The organism is Streptomyces sp. NPDC029526 (assembly GCF_040637405.1).
In the GTDB taxonomy this organism is placed as follows: Bacteria; Actinomycetota; Actinomycetes; order Streptomycetales; family Streptomycetaceae; genus Streptomyces.
In genome coordinates this window covers 244,164-261,318 of the sequence record NZ_JBEZWE010000002.1, presented here as the reverse complement: position 1 = coordinate 261,318, position 17,155 = coordinate 244,164, and the positions used below count along the sequence as shown (strand labels likewise).

The 17,155-nt window shown below is 71.0% G+C and carries 19 protein-coding genes; 10 read left to right on the top strand and 9 right to left on the bottom strand.

Translation table 11 applies throughout. The features are described from left to right. Window positions 1-36 precede the first annotated feature (36 nt). The 8 genes from rpsS to AB0F01_RS06725 form a co-directional block, all read right to left on the bottom strand. Window positions 37-318, bottom strand: coding sequence for a 30S ribosomal protein S19 (gene rpsS, locus AB0F01_RS06760; protein WP_010036728.1), 282 nt, complete (start codon window positions 316-318; stop codon window positions 37-39). Window positions 319-330: 12 nt separating this feature from the next. Further along, window positions 331-1,167, bottom strand: a complete 837-nt coding sequence (gene rplB / locus AB0F01_RS06755) for a 50S ribosomal protein L2 (protein WP_164332808.1) — start codon at window positions 1,165-1,167, stop codon at window positions 331-333. Window positions 1,168-1,217: 50 nt separating this feature from the next. Continuing rightward, on the bottom strand, window positions 1,218-1,637 hold the full coding sequence (rplW, locus tag AB0F01_RS06750) for a 50S ribosomal protein L23 (protein ID WP_362090612.1): 420 nt from the start codon (window positions 1,635-1,637) through the stop codon (window positions 1,218-1,220). Next, window positions 1,637-2,296 carry a 50S ribosomal protein L4 gene (gene rplD / locus AB0F01_RS06745; protein WP_362090610.1) on the bottom strand — a complete coding sequence of 220 codons (660 nt, stop codon included), beginning with the start codon at window positions 2,294-2,296 and terminating at the stop codon, window positions 1,637-1,639. The genes rplW and rplD overlap by 1 nt, the downstream gene beginning before the upstream one ends. An 8-nt stretch (window positions 2,297-2,304) precedes the next feature. Continuing rightward, the gene (gene rplC, locus AB0F01_RS06740) at window positions 2,305-2,949 is read right to left on the bottom strand and encodes a 50S ribosomal protein L3 (RefSeq protein ID WP_030571197.1); all 645 of its coding nucleotides are present in this window, start codon (window positions 2,947-2,949) and stop codon (window positions 2,305-2,307) included. Between the two features lie 17 nt (window positions 2,950-2,966). Beyond that, entirely contained in the window at window positions 2,967-3,275 is a 309-nt protein-coding gene (gene rpsJ, locus AB0F01_RS06735; protein ID WP_003948644.1) for a 30S ribosomal protein S10, read from the bottom strand. 484 nt (window positions 3,276-3,759) lie between these two features. Beyond that, window positions 3,760-3,948: a DUF397 domain-containing protein gene (locus tag AB0F01_RS06730; RefSeq protein ID WP_362090607.1), complete on the bottom strand. Its 189-nt coding sequence runs from the start codon at window positions 3,946-3,948 to the stop codon at window positions 3,760-3,762. After that, complete coding sequence (locus tag AB0F01_RS06725; RefSeq protein WP_362090605.1) at window positions 3,945-4,790, bottom strand: helix-turn-helix transcriptional regulator; 846 nt, start codon at window positions 4,788-4,790, stop codon at window positions 3,945-3,947. Before AB0F01_RS06725 ends, AB0F01_RS06730 begins: the two co-directional genes overlap by 4 nt. Window positions 4,791-4,933: 143 nt before the next feature. On the opposite strand from AB0F01_RS06725, the gene AB0F01_RS06720 reads away from it, so the two are divergent. Next, on the top strand, window positions 4,934-5,407 hold the full coding sequence (locus tag AB0F01_RS06720; RefSeq protein ID WP_362090603.1) for an ATP-binding protein: 474 nt from the start codon (window positions 4,934-4,936) through the stop codon (window positions 5,405-5,407). A 232-nt stretch (window positions 5,408-5,639) separates the two neighbouring features. Here the strand turns inward: AB0F01_RS06720 and gdhA are convergent, their stop codons facing one another. Then, window positions 5,640-6,998 carry an NADP-specific glutamate dehydrogenase gene (gene gdhA, locus AB0F01_RS06715; protein ID WP_362090601.1) on the bottom strand — a complete coding sequence of 453 codons (1,359 nt, stop codon included), beginning with the start codon at window positions 6,996-6,998 and terminating at the stop codon, window positions 5,640-5,642. A 594-nt stretch (window positions 6,999-7,592) separates the two neighbouring features. Between gdhA and AB0F01_RS06710 the strand changes: the two genes are divergently transcribed. From AB0F01_RS06710 to AB0F01_RS06670, 9 genes are all read left to right on the top strand, one after another. Beyond that, a complete protein-coding gene (locus AB0F01_RS06710) occupies window positions 7,593-8,069 on the top strand; it encodes a hypothetical protein (protein WP_362090600.1) in 477 nt (158 codons plus the stop codon). Window positions 8,070-8,400: 331 nt separating this feature from the next. Next, complete coding sequence (locus AB0F01_RS06705) at window positions 8,401-8,916, top strand: TetR/AcrR family transcriptional regulator (RefSeq protein WP_362092469.1); 516 nt, start codon at window positions 8,401-8,403, stop codon at window positions 8,914-8,916. Between the two features lie 198 nt (window positions 8,917-9,114). Further along, on the top strand, window positions 9,115-9,648 hold the full coding sequence (locus tag AB0F01_RS06700) for a hypothetical protein (RefSeq protein ID WP_362090598.1): 534 nt from the start codon (window positions 9,115-9,117) through the stop codon (window positions 9,646-9,648). Beyond that, window positions 9,645-10,310, top strand: coding sequence for a hypothetical protein (locus tag AB0F01_RS06695; RefSeq protein ID WP_362090596.1), 666 nt, complete (start codon window positions 9,645-9,647; stop codon window positions 10,308-10,310). The genes AB0F01_RS06700 and AB0F01_RS06695 overlap by 4 nt, the downstream gene beginning before the upstream one ends. After that, on the top strand, window positions 10,310-12,319 hold the full coding sequence (locus AB0F01_RS06690; RefSeq protein ID WP_362090594.1) for a putative T7SS-secreted protein: 2,010 nt from the start codon (window positions 10,310-10,312) through the stop codon (window positions 12,317-12,319). The genes AB0F01_RS06695 and AB0F01_RS06690 overlap by 1 nt, the downstream gene beginning before the upstream one ends. Before the next feature lie 501 nt (window positions 12,320-12,820). Next, entirely contained in the window at window positions 12,821-13,897 is a 1,077-nt protein-coding gene (locus AB0F01_RS06685; protein ID WP_362092466.1) for an ADP-ribosylglycohydrolase family protein, read from the top strand. Then, window positions 13,894-14,571, top strand: coding sequence for a toxin glutamine deamidase domain-containing protein (locus AB0F01_RS06680; RefSeq protein ID WP_362090592.1), 678 nt, complete (start codon window positions 13,894-13,896; stop codon window positions 14,569-14,571). Before AB0F01_RS06685 ends, AB0F01_RS06680 begins: the two co-directional genes overlap by 4 nt. 124 nt (window positions 14,572-14,695) lie before the next feature. Continuing rightward, window positions 14,696-15,664, top strand: coding sequence for a LysR family transcriptional regulator (locus AB0F01_RS06675; RefSeq protein ID WP_362090590.1), 969 nt, complete (start codon window positions 14,696-14,698; stop codon window positions 15,662-15,664). A gap of 93 nt (window positions 15,665-15,757) precedes the next feature. Continuing rightward, window positions 15,758-17,149, top strand: a complete 1,392-nt coding sequence (locus AB0F01_RS06670) for an alpha-lytic protease prodomain-containing protein (RefSeq protein ID WP_362090588.1) — start codon at window positions 15,758-15,760, stop codon at window positions 17,147-17,149. Window positions 17,150-17,155 lie beyond the last annotated feature (6 nt).

The following is a 17,155-nucleotide window of genomic DNA, read 5'->3' as shown; positions in this document are numbered from 1 at the left end:
CTTCAGTGTCTGTCATGGTCGATTGCACCCCGCCGACTAGCGGCGCTTCGACTTCCGGTCGTCCTTGACGTGGCCCCGGAAGGTGCGGGTCGGCGAGAACTCGCCGAGCTTGTGGCCGACCATCGACTCGGTGACAAACACCGGAATGTGGGTCTTGCCGTTGTGCACCGCGATCGTGTGGCCCAGCATCGCCGGGACGATCATCGAGCGACGGGACCAGGTCTTGATGACGTTCTTGGTACCGGCTTCGTTCTGCGCGTCCACCTTCTTGATCAGGTGGTCGTCGACGAAGGGTCCCTTCTTCAAGCTACGAGGCATCTCAACCCGTCCTTAGCGCTTCTTGTTCGTCTTGCGGCGGCGGACGATGTACTTGTTCGACGCCTTCTTGGGCGAACGAGTACGGCCTTCCTTCTGGCCCCAGGGGGACACCGGGTGACGGCCACCGGAGGTCCGGCCCTCACCACCACCGTGCGGGTGGTCCACCGGGTTCATCACGACACCGCGGACGGACGGACGGACGCCCAGCCACCGCTTGCGGCCGGCCTTGCCCCAGTTGATGTTGCTCTGCTCGGCGTTGCCGACCTCGCCGACCGTGGCGCGGCAGCGGGCGTCGACCAGGCGGATCTCGCCGGACGGCATGCGCAGGTGGGCCATGGTGCCCTCCTTCGCGAGCAGCTGCACCGAGGCGCCGGCGGAGCGGGCGAACTTGGCGCCGCCGCCGGGACGCAGCTCGATGGCGTGCAGCGTCGTACCGACCGGGATGTTGCGCAGGGCGAGGTTGTTGCCCGGCTTGATGTCGGCCCCGGGACCGTTCTCGACGCGGTCGCCCTGCTTCAGGTCACGCGGCGCGAGAATGTAGCGCTTCTCGCCGTCCGCGTAGTGCAGCAGCGCGATGCGCGCGGTGCGGTTGGGGTCGTACTCGATGTGCGCGACCTTCGCCGGCACGCCGTCCTTGTCGTGACGACGGAAGTCGATCACGCGGTAGGCGCGCTTGTGGCCGCCGCCCTGGTGGCGGACGGTCACACGACCGGAATTGTTACGGCCGCCCTTGTTGTGCAGCGGGCGGACCAGCGACTTCTCCGGCGTGGACCGCGTGACCTCGACGAAGTCGGCGACGCTGGAGCCACGACGGCCCGGGGTCGTCGGCTTGTACTTGCGGATACCCATTGTCTCTCAGTCCTCGGAAGTGATTCCGAAATCTGGACGATCCCGACCGCTTACGCGGTCGGACCGCCGAAGATGTCGATACGGTCGCCCTCGGCGAGGGTCACGATCGCGCGCTTGGTGGCGGCACGCTGGCCGAAGCCCGTACGGGTCCGCTTGCGCTTGCCGACGCGGTTGATCGTGTTGACGCCGGTGACCTTGACCGAGAAGACCGCCTGCACGGCCTCCTTGATCTGGGTCTTGTTGGAGCCAGGCGCGACGAGGAACGTGTACTTGTTCTCGTCGATGAGCGCGTAGCTCTTCTCCGACACGACCGGCTTGAGCAGCACGTCACGGGGGTCCGTGAACGCCTTGCTCGCCGGGGTGACGACGGTGTTCTTGCCTTCGGCCTCGTGGCGGCGCGCCTTGGCGACGCGACGGGCCTTGGCCGCCTTGGCGGCCTTCGAGGCGATCGAGGGGTGACGGGCAGCCATCAGACCTCGCTCCCTTCGTTGTCGTTGGCCTTGTTCGGGCCGGCGACGAAGGACTCGAAAGCGGCCTTGGTGAAGACCACGTCGTCCGAGACGAGAACGTCGTACGTGTTCAGCTGGCCCGGCTCCAGGATGTGGACCTGGGGCAGGTTGCGGGCGGACAGCCACGCGGCCTCGTCGGCGCGGTCGACGACCAGGAGCAGGTTCTTGCGCTCGCTGATCTTGCCGAACAGGCTCTTGGCGGCCTTCGTGGAGGGGGTCTCGCCCTCGACCACGCCGGTGACGACGTGGATGCGGTTGTGGCGGGCCCGGTCGGTGAGGGCGTGGCGCAGGGCCGCGGCCTTCATCTTCTTCGGGGTCCGCTGCGAGTAGTCGCGCGGCTGCGGGCCGTGGACGACGCCACCGCCGGCGAACTGCGGGGCGCGGGTCGAACCCTGGCGGGCGCGGCCGGTGCCCTTCTGGCGGTACGGCTTGCGGCCACCGCCGCGGACCTCGCCACGCGTCTTCGTCTTGTGCGTGCCCTGGCGGGCAGCGGCCAGCTGTGCGACGACGACCTGGTGGATCAGCGGGATGCTGACCTTCTCGACGTCGAAGATCTCCGAGGGGAGCTCGACGGTACCGGCCTTGTCGCCCGCCGGCGAAAGGATGTCAACAGTGCTCATCGGTTACCTCAGGCCCCCTTGGCCGCGGTGCGGACCAGGACGAGGCCGCCGTTCGGACCGGGAACCGCGCCCTTGATGAGCAGCAGACCCTTCTCCGCGTCAACGGCGTGGACGGTCAGGTTCTGGGTGGTGACCCGCTCGTTGCCCATGCGACCCGCCATGCGCAGGCCCTTGAACACACGACCCGGGGTGGCGCAGCCACCGATGGAACCGGGCGAGCGGTGCTTGCGCTGGGTGCCGTGTCCGGCGCCGAGACCACGGAAGTTGTGGCGCTTCATGACACCGGCGAAGCCCTTGCCCTTGCTCTTGCCGGTCACGTCGACCTTCACGCCGGCCTCGAACACCTCGGCGGTGACTTCCTGGCCCAGCGTGTACTCGGAGGCGTCCGCCGTGCGGATCTCGACGAGGTGACGACGGGGGGTGACGTCGGCCTTGGCGAAGTGACCCTTGAGGGGCTTGTTCACCTTGCGCGGGTCGATCTCGCCGAAGGCGATCTGGACCGACTCGTAGCCGTCGACGTCGTTCGTGCGGACCTGGGTGACGACGTTGGGGCCGGCCTTGACGACGGTGACCGGAACAACGCGGTTGTTCTCGTCCCACACCTGCGTCATGCCGAGCTTCTCGCCCAGGATGCCCTTGATCTGCTTAGCCATTCTCAGATCACCGGCCCTCAGAGCTTGATCTCGATGTCGACACCGGCCGGGAGGTCGAGTCGCATCAGAGAGTCAACGGTCTTGGGAGTCGGGTCGAGGATGTCGATCAGGCGCTTGTGCGTGCGCATCTCGAAGTGCTCGCGCGAGTCCTTGTACTTGTGCGGCGACTTGATGACGCAGTACACGTTCTTCTCAGTGGGCAGCGGCACCGGGCCCGCGACCGACGCACCAGTACGGGTCACCGTCTCGACGATCTTCTTCGCCGAGGAGTCGATGACCTCGTGGTCGTAGGCCTTGAGCCGGATGCGGATCTTCTGTCCCGCCATGGCTACTTCGTAGTCCTGTCTCTCGTGAACGCTCTGGTACCCGGTGGTTCCTGATGCCCGTCCCTCCGACCCACGCGGTCGGGCGTGTCGCAGTCCCGCTGACACAGATGTCCCTTGTTCGAACATCCCTGCGGGATTGACACGGCCCTACCAGAACCGCGGACCGGGGGCGGACGGCCCACCGGGCGCCTGGCCGGCGCCGCGCCCACGCTTCCCGGAAGATTCCCGTACGTCCGCCCCTACGCCTTCCGGCGCATTGCATGGGACGACGAGTACTGTGGGACTCGCTTCCGGTCCTCCCGGCGGGAGGCGCGCAGCATCAACACTCGACCGAGCAACTCGGACAGTCTGCCACAGCGGGCGGGAGCCTGGCCAATCGAGCCGGAGAGAATACCCCGAGGGTGACGTAGGTCAAACGCCCGCCGCGCGCACGGCCCGGACAGTGGACGCCCGGAGCGGTCGGATCCGCGACGCGTAGATGCGGTCAGCTCCGCGACGCGTAGGTCACGAAGTCCGCCCACGCCGCCGGCGTGAGCACCAGCCGCGGGCCGGAGACGTTCTTGGTGTCGCGGACGTGGACGGTGGTGGGGGTGGGGGCGATCTCGATGCAGTCGTTGCCATTGCTGCTGTCGCTGTAGCTGCTCTTGAACCACTGGAGTTCCGGCGTGCTCATAGCTCTCCGTAAATCTGCTCGATGAAGACCAGAGACTCCTCTGGCGTGAGCGCCTGAGCCCGGATGATGCCATGGCGTAGTTCGAGGATCCGGAGCTGCCTGGGGTGCGAGACCGGGCGGCCTGCGAAGTCACCGTCGGTACGGCCCATGCCTGTACCGTCCGCGAACTTGAGCACTTGAATACGACCCCCTGTGCCCGGGTGGTTCGCGCGGGCGGTCGGCATCACCTGAAGCTCCACGAACGGCAACTTCGCCAATTCCAGGATGTGTTCGAGCTGTCGGCGCAGCACCATTCTGCCCCCGACCGGGCGGCGCAGTGTCACCTCTTCCAGGACGAATCCGAACTCCGGTGCGGGTGAGCGCTCGAAGACGGCCGTCCGAGCCGTGCGGGCGGCCACCATGCGCTCCAGCTCGTCCGGCGAGTAGGCCGGACGCCAGGTGTGCAACAGCGACCGTGCGTACTCCTCCGTCTGCAACAACCCGTGGATGTTGTGGTTGCTGTACAGCAGCATCTCCACCGCCCGCCCCTCCAGCTCGGCCAGCTGCCGCACCTTCTTCGGATACCGGGCCTTCCGCATGTCCTCCATGAAGGCCCGCAGATGCCCCTGCGCCTTCAGGATCCGGTCCGCCCGGTCCAGGAACTCGGGGCGCGGGATGCGGGCCCCGCGTTCGATCTTGCGGATCATGTCCTCGCCGTACCCGAGGGCCGCCGCCAGCTCGGACACGCTCATCCCGGCGGACTCCCGGCAGACCTTGAGCAGGCGGCCCACCGCCTGCACCACCGGCTCGATCTCGTCGTCCGGTTCGACGTCCCAGCCCGCCTCGCCGACACCCTCGTCCACGGCTCCTCCTTCGCGCGTACGCGTGCTCGTACTCGTACAACGCCCGGGACAGCCGAGACAGCCGAGACAAAAGCCGGGACAGTGACGGTACGTGCAGGCAATGTCACTCCTCCACGGAAGCAGGCTCCGACACGCTGAGTGACGTGAACCAGGAAATCAGCGACTCGACGCGCCGAACTGCCGCCGTCCCGGTCCGGAACTTCAGCCTCCAGCTGTCCTCCACACCTCGCGGCGCCCGTCTCGCCCGGCTGCTCGCCACCGAGCAACTGCGCACGTGGGGGCTGCCGCCGCATCCCGCGGAGCTGATCGTCGGGGAGCTGGCGGCCAACGCCGTCACCCACGGCCGCGTCTCCGGCCGGGATTTCCGGCTGTTGCTGTACGTCGTCGGCGGCACGCTCCGTATCGAGGTCACCGACACACGCGGTGACCGACTGCCGTGCCCGCAGCGCTCCGTCGCCGAGAACACCGAGGATGCCGAGTCCGGCCGTGGTCTGCTGCTCGTGGATGCCCTCGCCGACCGGTGGGGAGTCGTCTCCGGCCCGCCCCCGCTCAAGACCGTCTGGGCCGAGGTGGGGGCGGGATCCATCGGTTCCCGGTCCTCCGACCCGTCCTCGTGACCGACAGGGCTGCTGCTCAGCGCGGGACGGGACGCCCGTACGGTGCCGGCTCGGTGCAGCGCGTCCCACGCCCCCGTGGTGGCCGCCGGCGGCGGCAGGCGGCCGGACCGCCGCCGGCCACGGGCCGGTACTGCCGTGCGGTCCGAGCGGCGCGGGCGCGAGAAGGCGGCGGTCCCAGGTCCGCTCGTACGGCACCCGGGACCGCCGCCCCTTCCGCGATGACGCGGGTGCGTCAGATGACGCCCTGCGCCAGCATGGCGTCGGCCACCCGCTCGAAGCCGGCGATGTTGGCGCCGGTCACGTAGTCGCCGGGGAAGCCGTAGCGCTCGGCGGTCTCGGCGCAGGTGGTGTGGATGTCGGTCATGATCCGGGCCAGCTCGTTCTCGACCTGGTCGGCCTTCCACGAGGTGCGCGAGGCGTTCTGCGTCATCTCCAGGGCGCTCACCGCGACCCCGCCCGCGTTGGCCGCCTTGCCCGGGCCGAAGGCGACCCCGGCCTGCTGGAGCAGCTGTACCGCCTCGGGGGTGGTCGGCATGTTGGCGCCCTCGGACACCGCCTTCACGCCGTGCCGGATGAGGGTGGCGGCGTCCTGCGCGTTCAGCTCGTTCTGCGTCGCCGAGGGCAGCGCCACGTCCGCCGGGACCTCCCAGACGCGCCCGCCGGGCACGAACCGGGCCGAGCCGCCCCGGCGCTCGGCGTAGTCACTCACGCGCCCGCGCTCGACCTCCTTGACCTGGCGCAGCAGCTCCAGGTCGATGCCCTTCTCGTCCACGACGTAGCCGCTGGAGTCGGAGCAGGTGACCGGGTTGGCGCCGAGGGCCGCGAGCTTCTGGATCGTGTAGATGGCGACGTTGCCGGAGCCGGAGACGACCGCCGTCTGACCCTGCAGGTCCTCGCCGCGCACCCGCAGCATCGCCTCGGCGAACAGCACGTTGCCGTAGCCGGTGGCCTCCGGCCGTATCAGCGAACCGCCCCAGCCGGCCCGCTTGCCGGTGAGCACGCCGCCCTCCCAGCGGTTGGTGATCCGCCGGTACTGGCCGAAGAGGTAGCCGATCTCGCGGGCGCCGACGCCGATGTCACCGGCGGGCACGTCGGTGTACTCCCCGATGTGCCGGTGCAGCTCGGTCATGAAGGACTGGCAGAAGCGCATGACCTCGGAGTCGCTGCGGCCCTGCGGGTCGAAGTCGCTGCCGCCCTTGCCGCCGCCGATGCCGAGGCCGGTGAGCGCGTTCTTGAAGACCTGCTCGAAGCCGAGGAACTTCACGATCCCGAGGTTCACCGAGGGGTGGAACCGCAGTCCGCCCTTGTAGGGGCCGAGGGCGGAGTTGTATTCGATCCGGAAGCCCCTGTTGACGTGAACGCGACCATTGTCGTCCTCCCACGGCACGCGGAAGATGATCTGCCGCTCCGGCTCGATCAGTCGCTCGACGAGCCCCGGCACGGCGTACTCGGGCCGCGCCGCGAGCACCGGCGCCAGCGTGTCCAGCACCTCGCGCGCCGCCTGGTGGAACTCGGGTTCGGCCGGGTTGCGGCGCAGGATGTCGGTGCGCAGCTGGTCGATGGCGGGCGTGGAGGCGTGGCGTGAGGTCACGGCGGTCCCTTTCTGGCGCGGCTGACACCGGTTCGGGAACCGGTGATGGGCGCTCGGCGCCATTGCCGCGCGCAGGACACGACGGTCCGGGACGGTCGCCCCGGACAACAGTCGACCCTTCAGTGTTACCCATGTGTAAACCGGAAGGCCAAGGGCCCCGGCCGGAACGTCCGCCATTTGAGACATGACAGCACCGGTTTCGGGACGCCACCGGGCCGCCGCACCGCCGGTCACGACAGTCCGGGACCGCGACTCCCCCCGCGCCCCGGCCGGACGCTCCGCTGCTCCCCGACCCCGGGCCGGGCCCCTGGCGGGGGTCCCGGTCAGCACCGACGCGGTCCCCGCAGGACGGATCAAGCGAAGCCGCTCCCCTGAACCATTCAACCCTCACCAAAATGCGGGCGACATTCGCCCCGAGCAGAGCGCTATTCGGCAACTCAAGGCGGACTGAAGACCTCACGAATGCGTAACGCCATGCAGAGCAGAACTGCCACGGCGTCGGCCGCATGGATGATGTGCTCACGACTGGACCAGTCGGGGGCTGACCACGGGCTGACCACCCCTGGCAGCACATCACCCATTCTCGGGGGAACAATGAAGCGCGAACTCCTGATGCATGCACGGCGTGCGGCGCTGATCTCCGCCGTCCTCCTGTGCGGCACCCTGGCCGCCTGCACGGAAAAGGGAGGTTCCGACGGGCCCGAGCCCCCCTCACCGTCCGCGTCGACCGTCGCGCCCCCTCCCCAGGAAGCACTGACAGCCCCCGAGGTCGAGCCGGGGTTCAAGGAAATAGTTTCAGAGGGCCCTCACCGCGGCGTCATGCCATTCGGCACGATCGGACTGCCGAAGGGGGAAATCTGGATCAAGGTGAACTGCATTTCCCGTTCGAAATCGGTGAACCTCGAACTTTCCCTGGAGAAGATCGGCGGATTCTCCGTCGGCTGCTCAGGCGTGTCCGTGGAGAAAACGGCACATCAGTTGAACCTGGAGGCAGCACGGAGACTCCACTTCACCGTGAACACGGAGGACTCCGTCCGCTGGTATGTGAGCATCCAGGCCCCCGCACGCTGACGCCGGGCCCTCCTCACGATCCGGAGGAGGGCCCGACTCAGGGCCTACCCGCGCCCTCCTCCCCCGCCGGGCGCCGCTGATTGGGGAGACTCCGCCTCCCTGGCCGCCTCGCTCCCCCATGCCTTGGTGCTGCGCCTCCCGTCTGCCATCATGCGCAAACGGAACAGCGTTCCGACGGCAGGGCAGGAGGAGCGGCTCGGTGAGCGACGGCAGCGACGGCGGCAGCGACGGCGGCAGCGGCAGCGGCAGCGGCAGCGGCAGCGGCAGCGGCAACGTCCCGGAGGGGGCTGCCGGGTCCCGGCGCAAGGACGCGCGGCGCAACAAGGCCGCGCTGCTCGACGCGGCCGCCGCGGCCTTCGTCGCCTCGGGCGTGGACGCCCCGGTGCGGGACATCGCGGCCCGGGCCGGCGTCGGGCTGGGCACCATCTACCGGCACTTCCCGACCCGGTCGGACCTGATCATCGCCGTGTACCGGCACCAGGTGGAGGCCTGCGCGGAAGCGGGCCCGGCCCTGCTGGAGAGCAGCGCCTCACCCTTCGAGGCCCTGCGGCAGTGGATCGACCTGTTCGTCGACTTCCTGGTCACCAAGCACGGCCTCGCCGAGGTCCTCCGCTCCGACCAGGCGGGCTTCGAGACCCTGCACGCCTACTTCCTGGAGCGTCTGGTCCCCGTCTGCGGCCGGCTCCTCGACGCCGCGTCCGCCGCGGGTGAGATCCGTACGTCCATCGAACCGTTCACCCTCATGCGGGGCGTCGGCAACCTCTGCATCGGCGGCGAGAACGACCCCGACTACGACCCGCGCCGGCTGGTCGGACTGCTGCTCACGGGACTGGGGCGGGCGGACTGACTCAGAGCCGTGCTCCCTGACCGCACCCCCGCACCGCCACGCTGCCCACGCTCCCTGCCCTCCCCCAACTCCCCCTGTGAGCCTTGCGTATCGATTCTGTGCGCGTCCTCGGGTCCAGTGGGGCCTGTGGTGTGAACGAGTCAAGTGTTGTGCCAGGCTTGGACGGTGACGGAATCCGGGGGCAACGGGAATCCGCCGGTGAGGCGGTCCCGACTGGCCGACTACGCAGAGATGACCGAGCCGCCGACGACCGAGCGGCCGGCGACGACCCCGCTGGCAGCGGACGGTGAGCACAGCGGGGAGCAGGCCGCCCCCGCCATCCGCACTCCGGCCCCCGACGAGCCTTCGGCAGCCGAAGTCGCCGAGCGGCGGCGGGAGTTCACCGCCCTGCTGGAGGCATTCCGGGACACCGCCGTCCTCGTTCCGCTCCGCGACGACGGCTGGCTCACCGCCGACTTCGGCGGCGTGCGCTGGATCCTGGCCTTCTCCGACGAGTCGGCGCTGGCCCGCTACGCGGTGGCCCGGGACGAGGCCCACCTGGAGTGGACGTACCGCACGGTCCTCGGGCACCGGCTGCTGGACGTGGCCGTCCCCGAAGCAGGTGTGCCCTGCGGTGTCGCCCTGGACGCGGCCGACGGCACCGAACACGCGGTGCTGTTCCCGCCGGTGACCGGAGTGGTCCCGGACGCCTGTGCGGTGGACCGGCTGCCCGCAGGAGGAGCGGCCCGGTGACGGCGGACGCGAACGGCCCCGACCTCGCGGCGGTCGGTCTCGACGAGGTGGCCCAGGGGCTCACTCTCGCGCTCAGCGAGCTGAGGGAACTGGGGATGATCGGCGAGGCCGGGACGGGCCGCGGCTTCAGCGACATCGCGCTGTCCGGTCTGGAGCTCGGTGCGGAGGGGCTCACCGGCGTCTTCTCCTCGTTCTGCGAGCGGTGGGAATGGGGGGTGCGCTCACTGATCAACGAAGGGAACGGCTTCGCCCTCAAGACCGGGCTCGCGGCCGGCACGTACTACGAGACCGACCAGTACGTGGAGGGCGCCCTGAAGATCGGCGTGAACTCCGTGATGGGCAACCCCTACGCCTCGGAGGAGGAGATCGCCGACAAGGACTGGAAGGAGGTGCTGTCGAGCAACGCGTTCACGCACGTCAGGGACGCCGACTACAGCAAGGAATCCTTCGACCGGGCCTGGGAGAACAGCGCCCAGGGCTGGAGGGACGCCGGCCGCGACATCATGACGTCCGACACCCTCGGCCTGCCGGGGACGGGACCGGACGTCGTGCGCGCGCAGATGGGGATCTCCGAGGCCGAGTACGAGGAGTGGCTGGACGAGAAGTTCGGTCCCTCGCCCGAGGAGCGGGCCCGTATGGAGGCTGACGGAGGCCCGGGCTGATGGGCGTACTCGACGACCTCGAGGACGGTTTCAGCAAGGTCAGGGACGGCCTCAACACCGGGCTGACCGTCATCGAGCACAGTGTCGACGCGGGAAAGAAGGTCCTCGGCGAGGGCGTCGACTGGGGTACCGACCGGCTCGGCGAGGGCCTGAACAAGGTCGGCCTGGAGGGCGCCGCCGACGCGGTGGAGGACTGGGGCGACGAAGTCGCCTCCGACCTCGGTGCCACACCCGGCGAGAAACAGCTCGGCCAGACCGACGAGGCCGACGAGCTGATCCACGGCAAACCGGAGAGGATCCAGAGCAGCGCCCAGCACCTGCGCGATTTCTCGGTCGCCTTCGACAAGGTCGGCTCGGGGATGAGGAAGATCGATTCCTCCCGCTGGCGCGGCGAGGGCGGCGACACCTTCCGCGAGAAGTTCGGCGTCCACCCCTCGAAGTGGCTGCGGGCCGCCGACGCCTGCGAGACGGCCGCGGGCGCCCTGGAGTCGTACGCGCTCACCGTCACCTGGGCACAGCGGCAGGCGCAGGAGGCGGTCCAGCTCTACAACGAGGGTCGGCGGGCCTCCGAGCGGGCTGTCGAGGACCACAACAAGCAGGTCGACGCCTACAACGCCAAGATCAGGGCGGGTCAGGACCCCGGTGCTGCCCCCGCGCCCTTCCGTGACCCCGGCAAGGAGAAGGTGCAGCGGGCGCGGGAGAAGCTCGCCGAGGCCCGCAATCAGCGCAACACGGCCGCCTCCGACGCCGAACACAGCATCAGGAAGGCCCTGGCCCACGCGCCCGCCGAGCCGCCGCCGCTGGAGCGCCTGGGCAACAACCTGCTCGACGGCTTCATGGCCGGCAATCTTGAAGCCACCCACCTGGCCGGCGGCGTGATCAAAGGCACCGCGGGCCTGGTCAGCTTCGTCCGCGGGGTGAATCCCCTCGACCCCTACAACCTGACCCACCCCGCTGAGTACTTGCAGAACGTCTCCATGACGCTCTCCGGGCTGGTCTCCGCCGTCGCCCAGCCCGAACGCACCCTGAACAACGTGGTGGAGGGGTTCAAGAAGGACCCCTCCGAGTTCATCGGGCGTCTCGTCCCCGAACTGCTCGGCACCAAGGGCGCCGGGCTGGCCCGCTCCGGGCTCCGCGTCGCCGTGAAGGAGGGCCTGGAGACCGGCGCCCGGTCCGGCCTGCGGGACGGCGTCGAGGCGGGCGCCCGGGCCGACTCGCCGCTCGGCGGGCGCGGTGCCCACACGGACTCCGTGGACGCCGGATCGGCGCGGGACTTCCTGGACGAGACCTACGACGGACCGGGGCGGGCGGACGCATCCGGCGGCGGGTACACCTACCGGCCCGATGTGGCCGACGACGTGTGGGACGGGCTGGCGCCCGACGCACGGCACCAGGTCGCCGCCGGCGAGCTCGAACGCGGCGCCCGTTCGTTCGCGGACCCCGACGACGCCATCGCCTACGGCCGGGACAACTGGAACCGCTATGTGGACGACCTGCCTCCCGAGGCCCGTCAGGCCCTGCGGGACTACACGGGGGAACCGCCCTACCCCGGCGCCCCCGGATACGCGACCTACCGGGAGATGAACGGTTACCTGCGGGGGGACATAGACCTGGGGACACCAGAGGTGATGAACAACATCCGGGAAGTCGACCGGGCACTTGCCGGGAATCCGTTGCGGGAAGACGTCATGGTGGTGCGAGGATCAGGCACCACACACCTCGATTACGACCAGGTGGAGGACCTCGTCGGCCGAACCATCACGGATCCCGGATACACGTCGTCGTCACTCGGCAACCACCCGGTGCCCAGCTTCGAGGGCAAGGACGCGATCCTGCGGCTGCGGGTGCCGGAGGGCACGCCCGCGGCGTGGGTGGAGAAGGTCAGCGACTTCGGCGTCACCGAGCGCGAACTCCTCCTCGGTCGGGACACCAGCTACCGGGTGACGCGCGCCTTCGAGGACGACAAGGGTCAGCTGCAGATCTACGGCGAGGTGCTGCCCCGTGATTGACTACCGGCTGGATGACGGGCCGGCTGGCGCCCCCTTCGAGCACCGCACATCCGCCCCCTACGAGGAAAGTTCACCAGCATGAGTTCCGAACGCCATGACCGCCGGGTCAACCCCCGCTTCGCCGAAAGCGTCGGCGGCTTCATCGTTCCGGGAGGGCCGCCGCGCTATTCCCGGCACACGGGACGCCCGGTGCGGTACGTGGCGATCGCCAACCCGGAGAACCAGGTGATCGGCTACGTATGGGCCAACGACGAGGACGACGCCGCAAGCGTGGTGCTGCACAGCACGGCGACCCCCGCCGAATCGAACATGGCCGGCGCATGGGTGTTCCACCTGCACCGCGCGAAAGAACGCGGTGAACGACCCACCCACGTGCTGGAGGAGATGCTGAGGAACCCGACCTCCGCGGGCGGTTCGCACATCGTCGCGGGCTCCCTCGCCGAGGCCGAGAGCATCGCCGTCCTCGACCACCTCACGGGACGGAAGTGGCGCCAGGACACCATCAAGGGCGGAGCGGTGGCCTCGATCTACGGCCTCGCCATCGGCGACGCCCTGGGCTATCCGACCGAATTCCTCGACCTCGCCGCACTCACCCGGCGCTACGGCTCCTGGCGGCAGCTGGAGCTGCCCCTGCAGGACGGGGTGGCCCAGGTGTCGGACGACACCCAGATGACACTGGCGGTGGTCGAGGCCCTCGCGGAGGCCTCGCTGGACGGCGTCTCCTCCGTGACGGCGGCGACGGTCGAACCGGCCCTGCGCAAGCACTTCGTGGCCTGGCTGCGCTCCCCCGACAACAACCGGGCCCCGGGCCGGACCTGCCTCGACGCCTGTGCGGCCCTCGAACGCGGGGTGCCGTGGCAGGAGGCCACCGTGCTGCCCTCCAAGGGGTGCGGGGCCAACATGCGGGTCGCGCCCGTCGCCCTGCTTCCCGGTCTGACGGCTGAACAGCGGGCAGGGGCGGCCCAGTTGCAGGCGGCGCTCACCCACGGCCACCCCACCGCGCTGGCCGCCAGCGACCTGACGGCGCACGCGGTGTGGCTGCTCGCCCACAACTGCCACCCGTCGGAGCTGTTGCCGCGCCTGCGCCACTACGGCCGGACGGCACGCCGGACCTACCACGGCGACTGGCTCGGGGACCTGGCCCAGCGGGCCGGCGCGGCCGATCCCGCCGCGTTCATCGCCCACGGCTGGGACGAGACCCTGGCGGCCCTGGACACGGTCGCCGCCGCCCTCGCACAGCCGGACCCGGAGCGCGACCCGTGCGAGGTGGCCGGTGGCGGCTGGATCGCCGAGGAGGCGCTGGCGGCCGCCGTCTACTGCTTCCTGCTCTTCCCCGAGGAGCCCGTCGCCGTCGTCCAGCGGGCCGCGTTCTCCTCCGGCGACTCCGATTCCATCGCGGCCCTGGCCGGAGCGCTCGCCGGGGCCTCGGTCGGCGGTCCGGCCTGGCCCGCCGACTGGGTGCGCGCCCTGGAGTACGGGGACCGTGTGCGGCCGCTGGTCGCCCCGTGGGACGCGGGCCACACCCACGCCCGCTGGGGCGGCCCGGGGCGCGGGACCGCGCCGGGGCGCCGCGCGTGAACCGGCCCGCGCGGCTGGCCACCGAATGGCTCCAGCAGACGTACGGCGGTCTGGTCGAGCTGAGCGCCCCCGACCCCGTGCACGAGACCCCGGCGGCCTGGCTGCTCGCCTGCCGGTCCGTGACGCAGCCCGGCTTCCCCCGCACGCCCATGCTGGCGGCGTCGGTCGTCGTCCCCCGGTACAAGGGGCTCCCCTTCCACCCCTCCCCTAGCGCCCCGCTCGCCGACCTCGATTCCGCCCCTGCCTGGGTGCTCGCCGACCGGCTGGTGTCCCAGCCCAAGCGGCTCAACATCCGCGGCCGGACGGTGGCCCTGCACCACCGGATCGACGGAACCGAGGCCAGTCCGCTGCCGTGGGCTCCCGGCCACGAGGCCCCGGGCTGGTGGGGGAGGCTCGTCCGGCGCTACTTCCCGGGGTTCCGGGAGACCCCGGCCGACGACTGGGACGACGTCGTCCGCGCGCTCAGCGGAGCCGGGCCGGACGCCCGGGGCCTGGTCTGGGTCCGGCGCGAACTCGGCGGCCAGGAGATCAGCGGTCACCTCGTCTACGCGCACAACAACGACGGCCGCGTGGTCCTCCTCGACGCCATGACCTCCTCGCTCGCCGAGCTGGACACCGGCGGGGTGCGCGAGCTCCGGCTGCTGCTCGCACCGCCCGGCGGCCGGGACTCCTGACCCACCCGCCGGACCGCCGGCGAGGGCGACGGCCCGGGGGCTGCCGAGCGGTGGACGCCACCTCGTCGACTCTGCTCCGTACCAAACCCTTGCCCCTGCCCCCGTCACGGCGCAAGCTCCCTCCATGGAGCTGGAGTTGCGGCATCTGAAGACGATCAGGGCGATCGCGGACGCGGGCAGCCTCACGCGGGCCGCGACCGATCTGGGGCTGGCGCAGCCCGCGTTGAGCGCACAGCTCAAGCGGATCGAACGGGCACTGGGCGGTGCGTTGTTCGAGCGGGGTCGGCACGGGGTGCGGGTCACCGCACTCGGCGAACTCGTGCTGGAACGCACCCGGGTCGTGCTGCCCGCGGTGACCGAACTCCAGCAGGAGGCGGCGCGTTTCGCCCGCACACCGCGCCCGGCCGCCGCACACCTCCGGCTGGGCGGCACACACGGCCCGCTGCTGGGCGCGCTCGTGGACCGGCTGGCCGGTGCGGTGTCCGAGGCCCGCGTCACCACCTGCACCTCCTGGTCCGACCGGGAGCTGGCCCGGCTGCTCGTCGAGGGCCGGCTGGACTTCGCGCTCGCCGGAACCTGCGGGTCCGCTCCCCCACCCGCCGCCGACGGACTGGTGTGGCGGGAGGTCGCGGTCGACCCGGTGTTCGTGATGCTCTCCGACGGCCACCCGCTGGCCGACCGCGCGGAGCTGGACCTGGCCGAACTGGCCGACGCGGAGTGGGCCTGCGTCCCGGGCGACGGCTGCTTCGGCGACTGCTTCACCGCGGCCTGCGCCCGCTCCGGGTTCACCCCCCGGCGGATGTACGAGACCGACACGGCGGCGCTGGTGCACCTCGTCCAGGTGGGCCGGGCGCTCGGGATGTGCCGGGCCGCCTTCCCCACCACACCCGGCGTCATCACCCGCCCGCTCACCGGCACTCCGCTGACCTGGCGGCACCTGCTGGGATGGCACTCCGTGAGCCAGCGGGACGCCCTCGCCACGACCGTCCTGGCCCAGGCCCGCATGGCCCACGCGGGGGTGGCGGCACGCAGCGACAGCTACACCGCCTGGCTCTCCGCCCGCCGCGACCCGGCACCCCCGGCCCTCCCATAACACCGTGCAGAGGGTCGACCGACGTCTTACGGCGCCCGGCCGGCCCTCCCTACGGTTTCGGCACCTCCCCACCCGACACCGAGGAGATGCCCCATGTCCTCCCTGCTCAGACGTCACCCCCGGGCCGGTGCCGCGGGCGCCGCGCTGGCCGCGACGGCCGCCCTGCTCGTGGCCGGGCTCAGCGGCTCCGCGAGCGCGGGCACCGCCCCCGACGCCCGGTCCGGCGGCGCGCCCTCGGCCGCGGACACCCTGCGCACCGACGCCGCCCCGCCCGCCCTGCTGAAGTCCATGGAACGCGACCTCGGCATCGACCGGAAGCAGGCGGAGCGGCGGCTGGTGAACGAGGCCGAGGCCGGGGCCACCGCGGGCCGGCTGAGCCTGGCCCTCGGCGCCGACTTCGCGGGCGCCTGGGTGTCCGGCGCCGACTCCGGCACCCTGACCGTGGCGACCACGGACACCCGTGACGTGCCGGCCATCGAGGCACGGGGCGCCGAAGCCACCGTCGTGCGCCACTCCCTCGCCGAGCTGGAGGCCGCCAAGGCCCGCCTCGACAAGGCGTCCGCCGGCCGCGACACCACCGGGGCGCCCGTCTGGTACGTCGACGTCCGCAGCAACCAGGTCGTCGTGCAGGCCGCACGCCCCTCCGCGGCCCGCTCCCTGCTCTCCGCGGCCGGCGTCGACACCTCGCTCGCCCGCGTGGAGAAGTCCGCCGAGCAGCCCCGTCCGCTCTACGACCTGCGAGGCGGCGAGGCGTACTACATCAACAACAGCGGACGCTGCTCCATCGGCTTCCCCGTCACCAGGGGCACCCTGCAGGGCTACGCCACCGCCGGCCACTGCGGACGGACCGGAGCCTCCACCAGCGGCCACAACCGGGTCGCCCAGGGCACCTTCCAGGGCTCCGTCTTCCCGGGCCGCGACATGGCCTGGGTCGCCACCAACAGCAACTGGACGGCCACGCCCTACGTGAAGGGCGCGGGCGGCCAGAACGTCCAGGTCACCGGCTCGACCCAGGCCCCGGTCGGCTCCTCCGTCTGCCGCTCCGGCTCCACCACCGGCTGGCACTGCGGCGTCATCCAGCAGCTGAACACCAGCGTGACCTACCCCGAGGGCACCATCACCGGCGTCACCCGCACCTCGGTCTGCGCCGAGCCCGGCGACTCCGGCGGCTCCTACATCTCCGGCAGCCAGGCCCAGGGCGTCACCTCGGGCGGCTCGGGCAACTGCAGCAGCGGCGGCACCACGTACTTCCAGCCGCTCAACCCGCTCCTGCAGAACTACGGCCTCACCCTGAAGACGACCGACGGCGGCGAGGAACCGCCCCCGGGCGGGGAGGAGCCGGGCGGCACCTGGTCCGCGGGCACCGTCTACCAGGCCGGCGACACGGTCACCTACGGCGGCGCCACCTACCGCTGCCTCCAGGGCCACCAGGCCCAGACCGGCTGGGAGCCCCCCAACGTCCCGGCCCTGTGGCAGCGCGTGTGACCACCG

Excerpts from the sequence above, each read along its gene's own strand:
- AB0F01_RS06710 (WP_362090600.1), top strand. The coding sequence starts at position 7,593 with ATGAAGCGCGAACTCCTGATGCATGCACGGCGTGCGGCGCTGATCTCC.
- rplC (WP_030571197.1), bottom strand. The coding sequence starts at position 2,949 with ATGGCTAAGCAGATCAAGGGCATCCTGGGCGAGAAGCTCGGCATGACG.
- AB0F01_RS06675 (WP_362090590.1), top strand. The coding sequence starts at position 14,696 with ATGGAGCTGGAGTTGCGGCATCTGAAGACGATCAGGGCGATCGCGGAC.
- AB0F01_RS06690 (WP_362090594.1), top strand. The coding sequence starts at position 10,310 with ATGGGCGTACTCGACGACCTCGAGGACGGTTTCAGCAAGGTCAGGGAC.
- rpsJ (WP_003948644.1), bottom strand. The coding sequence starts at position 3,275 with ATGGCGGGACAGAAGATCCGCATCCGGCTCAAGGCCTACGACCACGAG.
- rplB (WP_164332808.1), bottom strand. The coding sequence starts at position 1,167 with ATGGGTATCCGCAAGTACAAGCCGACGACCCCGGGCCGTCGTGGCTCC.
- rplD (WP_362090610.1), bottom strand. The coding sequence starts at position 2,296 with ATGAGCACTGTTGACATCCTTTCGCCGGCGGGCGACAAGGCCGGTACC.
- rplW (WP_362090612.1), bottom strand. The coding sequence starts at position 1,637 with ATGGCTGCCCGTCACCCCTCGATCGCCTCGAAGGCCGCCAAGGCGGCC.
- AB0F01_RS06670 (WP_362090588.1), top strand. The coding sequence starts at position 15,758 with ATGTCCTCCCTGCTCAGACGTCACCCCCGGGCCGGTGCCGCGGGCGCC.
- rpsS (WP_010036728.1), bottom strand. The coding sequence starts at position 318 with ATGCCTCGTAGCTTGAAGAAGGGACCCTTCGTCGACGACCACCTGATC.
- AB0F01_RS06730 (WP_362090607.1), bottom strand. The coding sequence starts at position 3,948 with ATGAGCACGCCGGAACTCCAGTGGTTCAAGAGCAGCTACAGCGACAGC.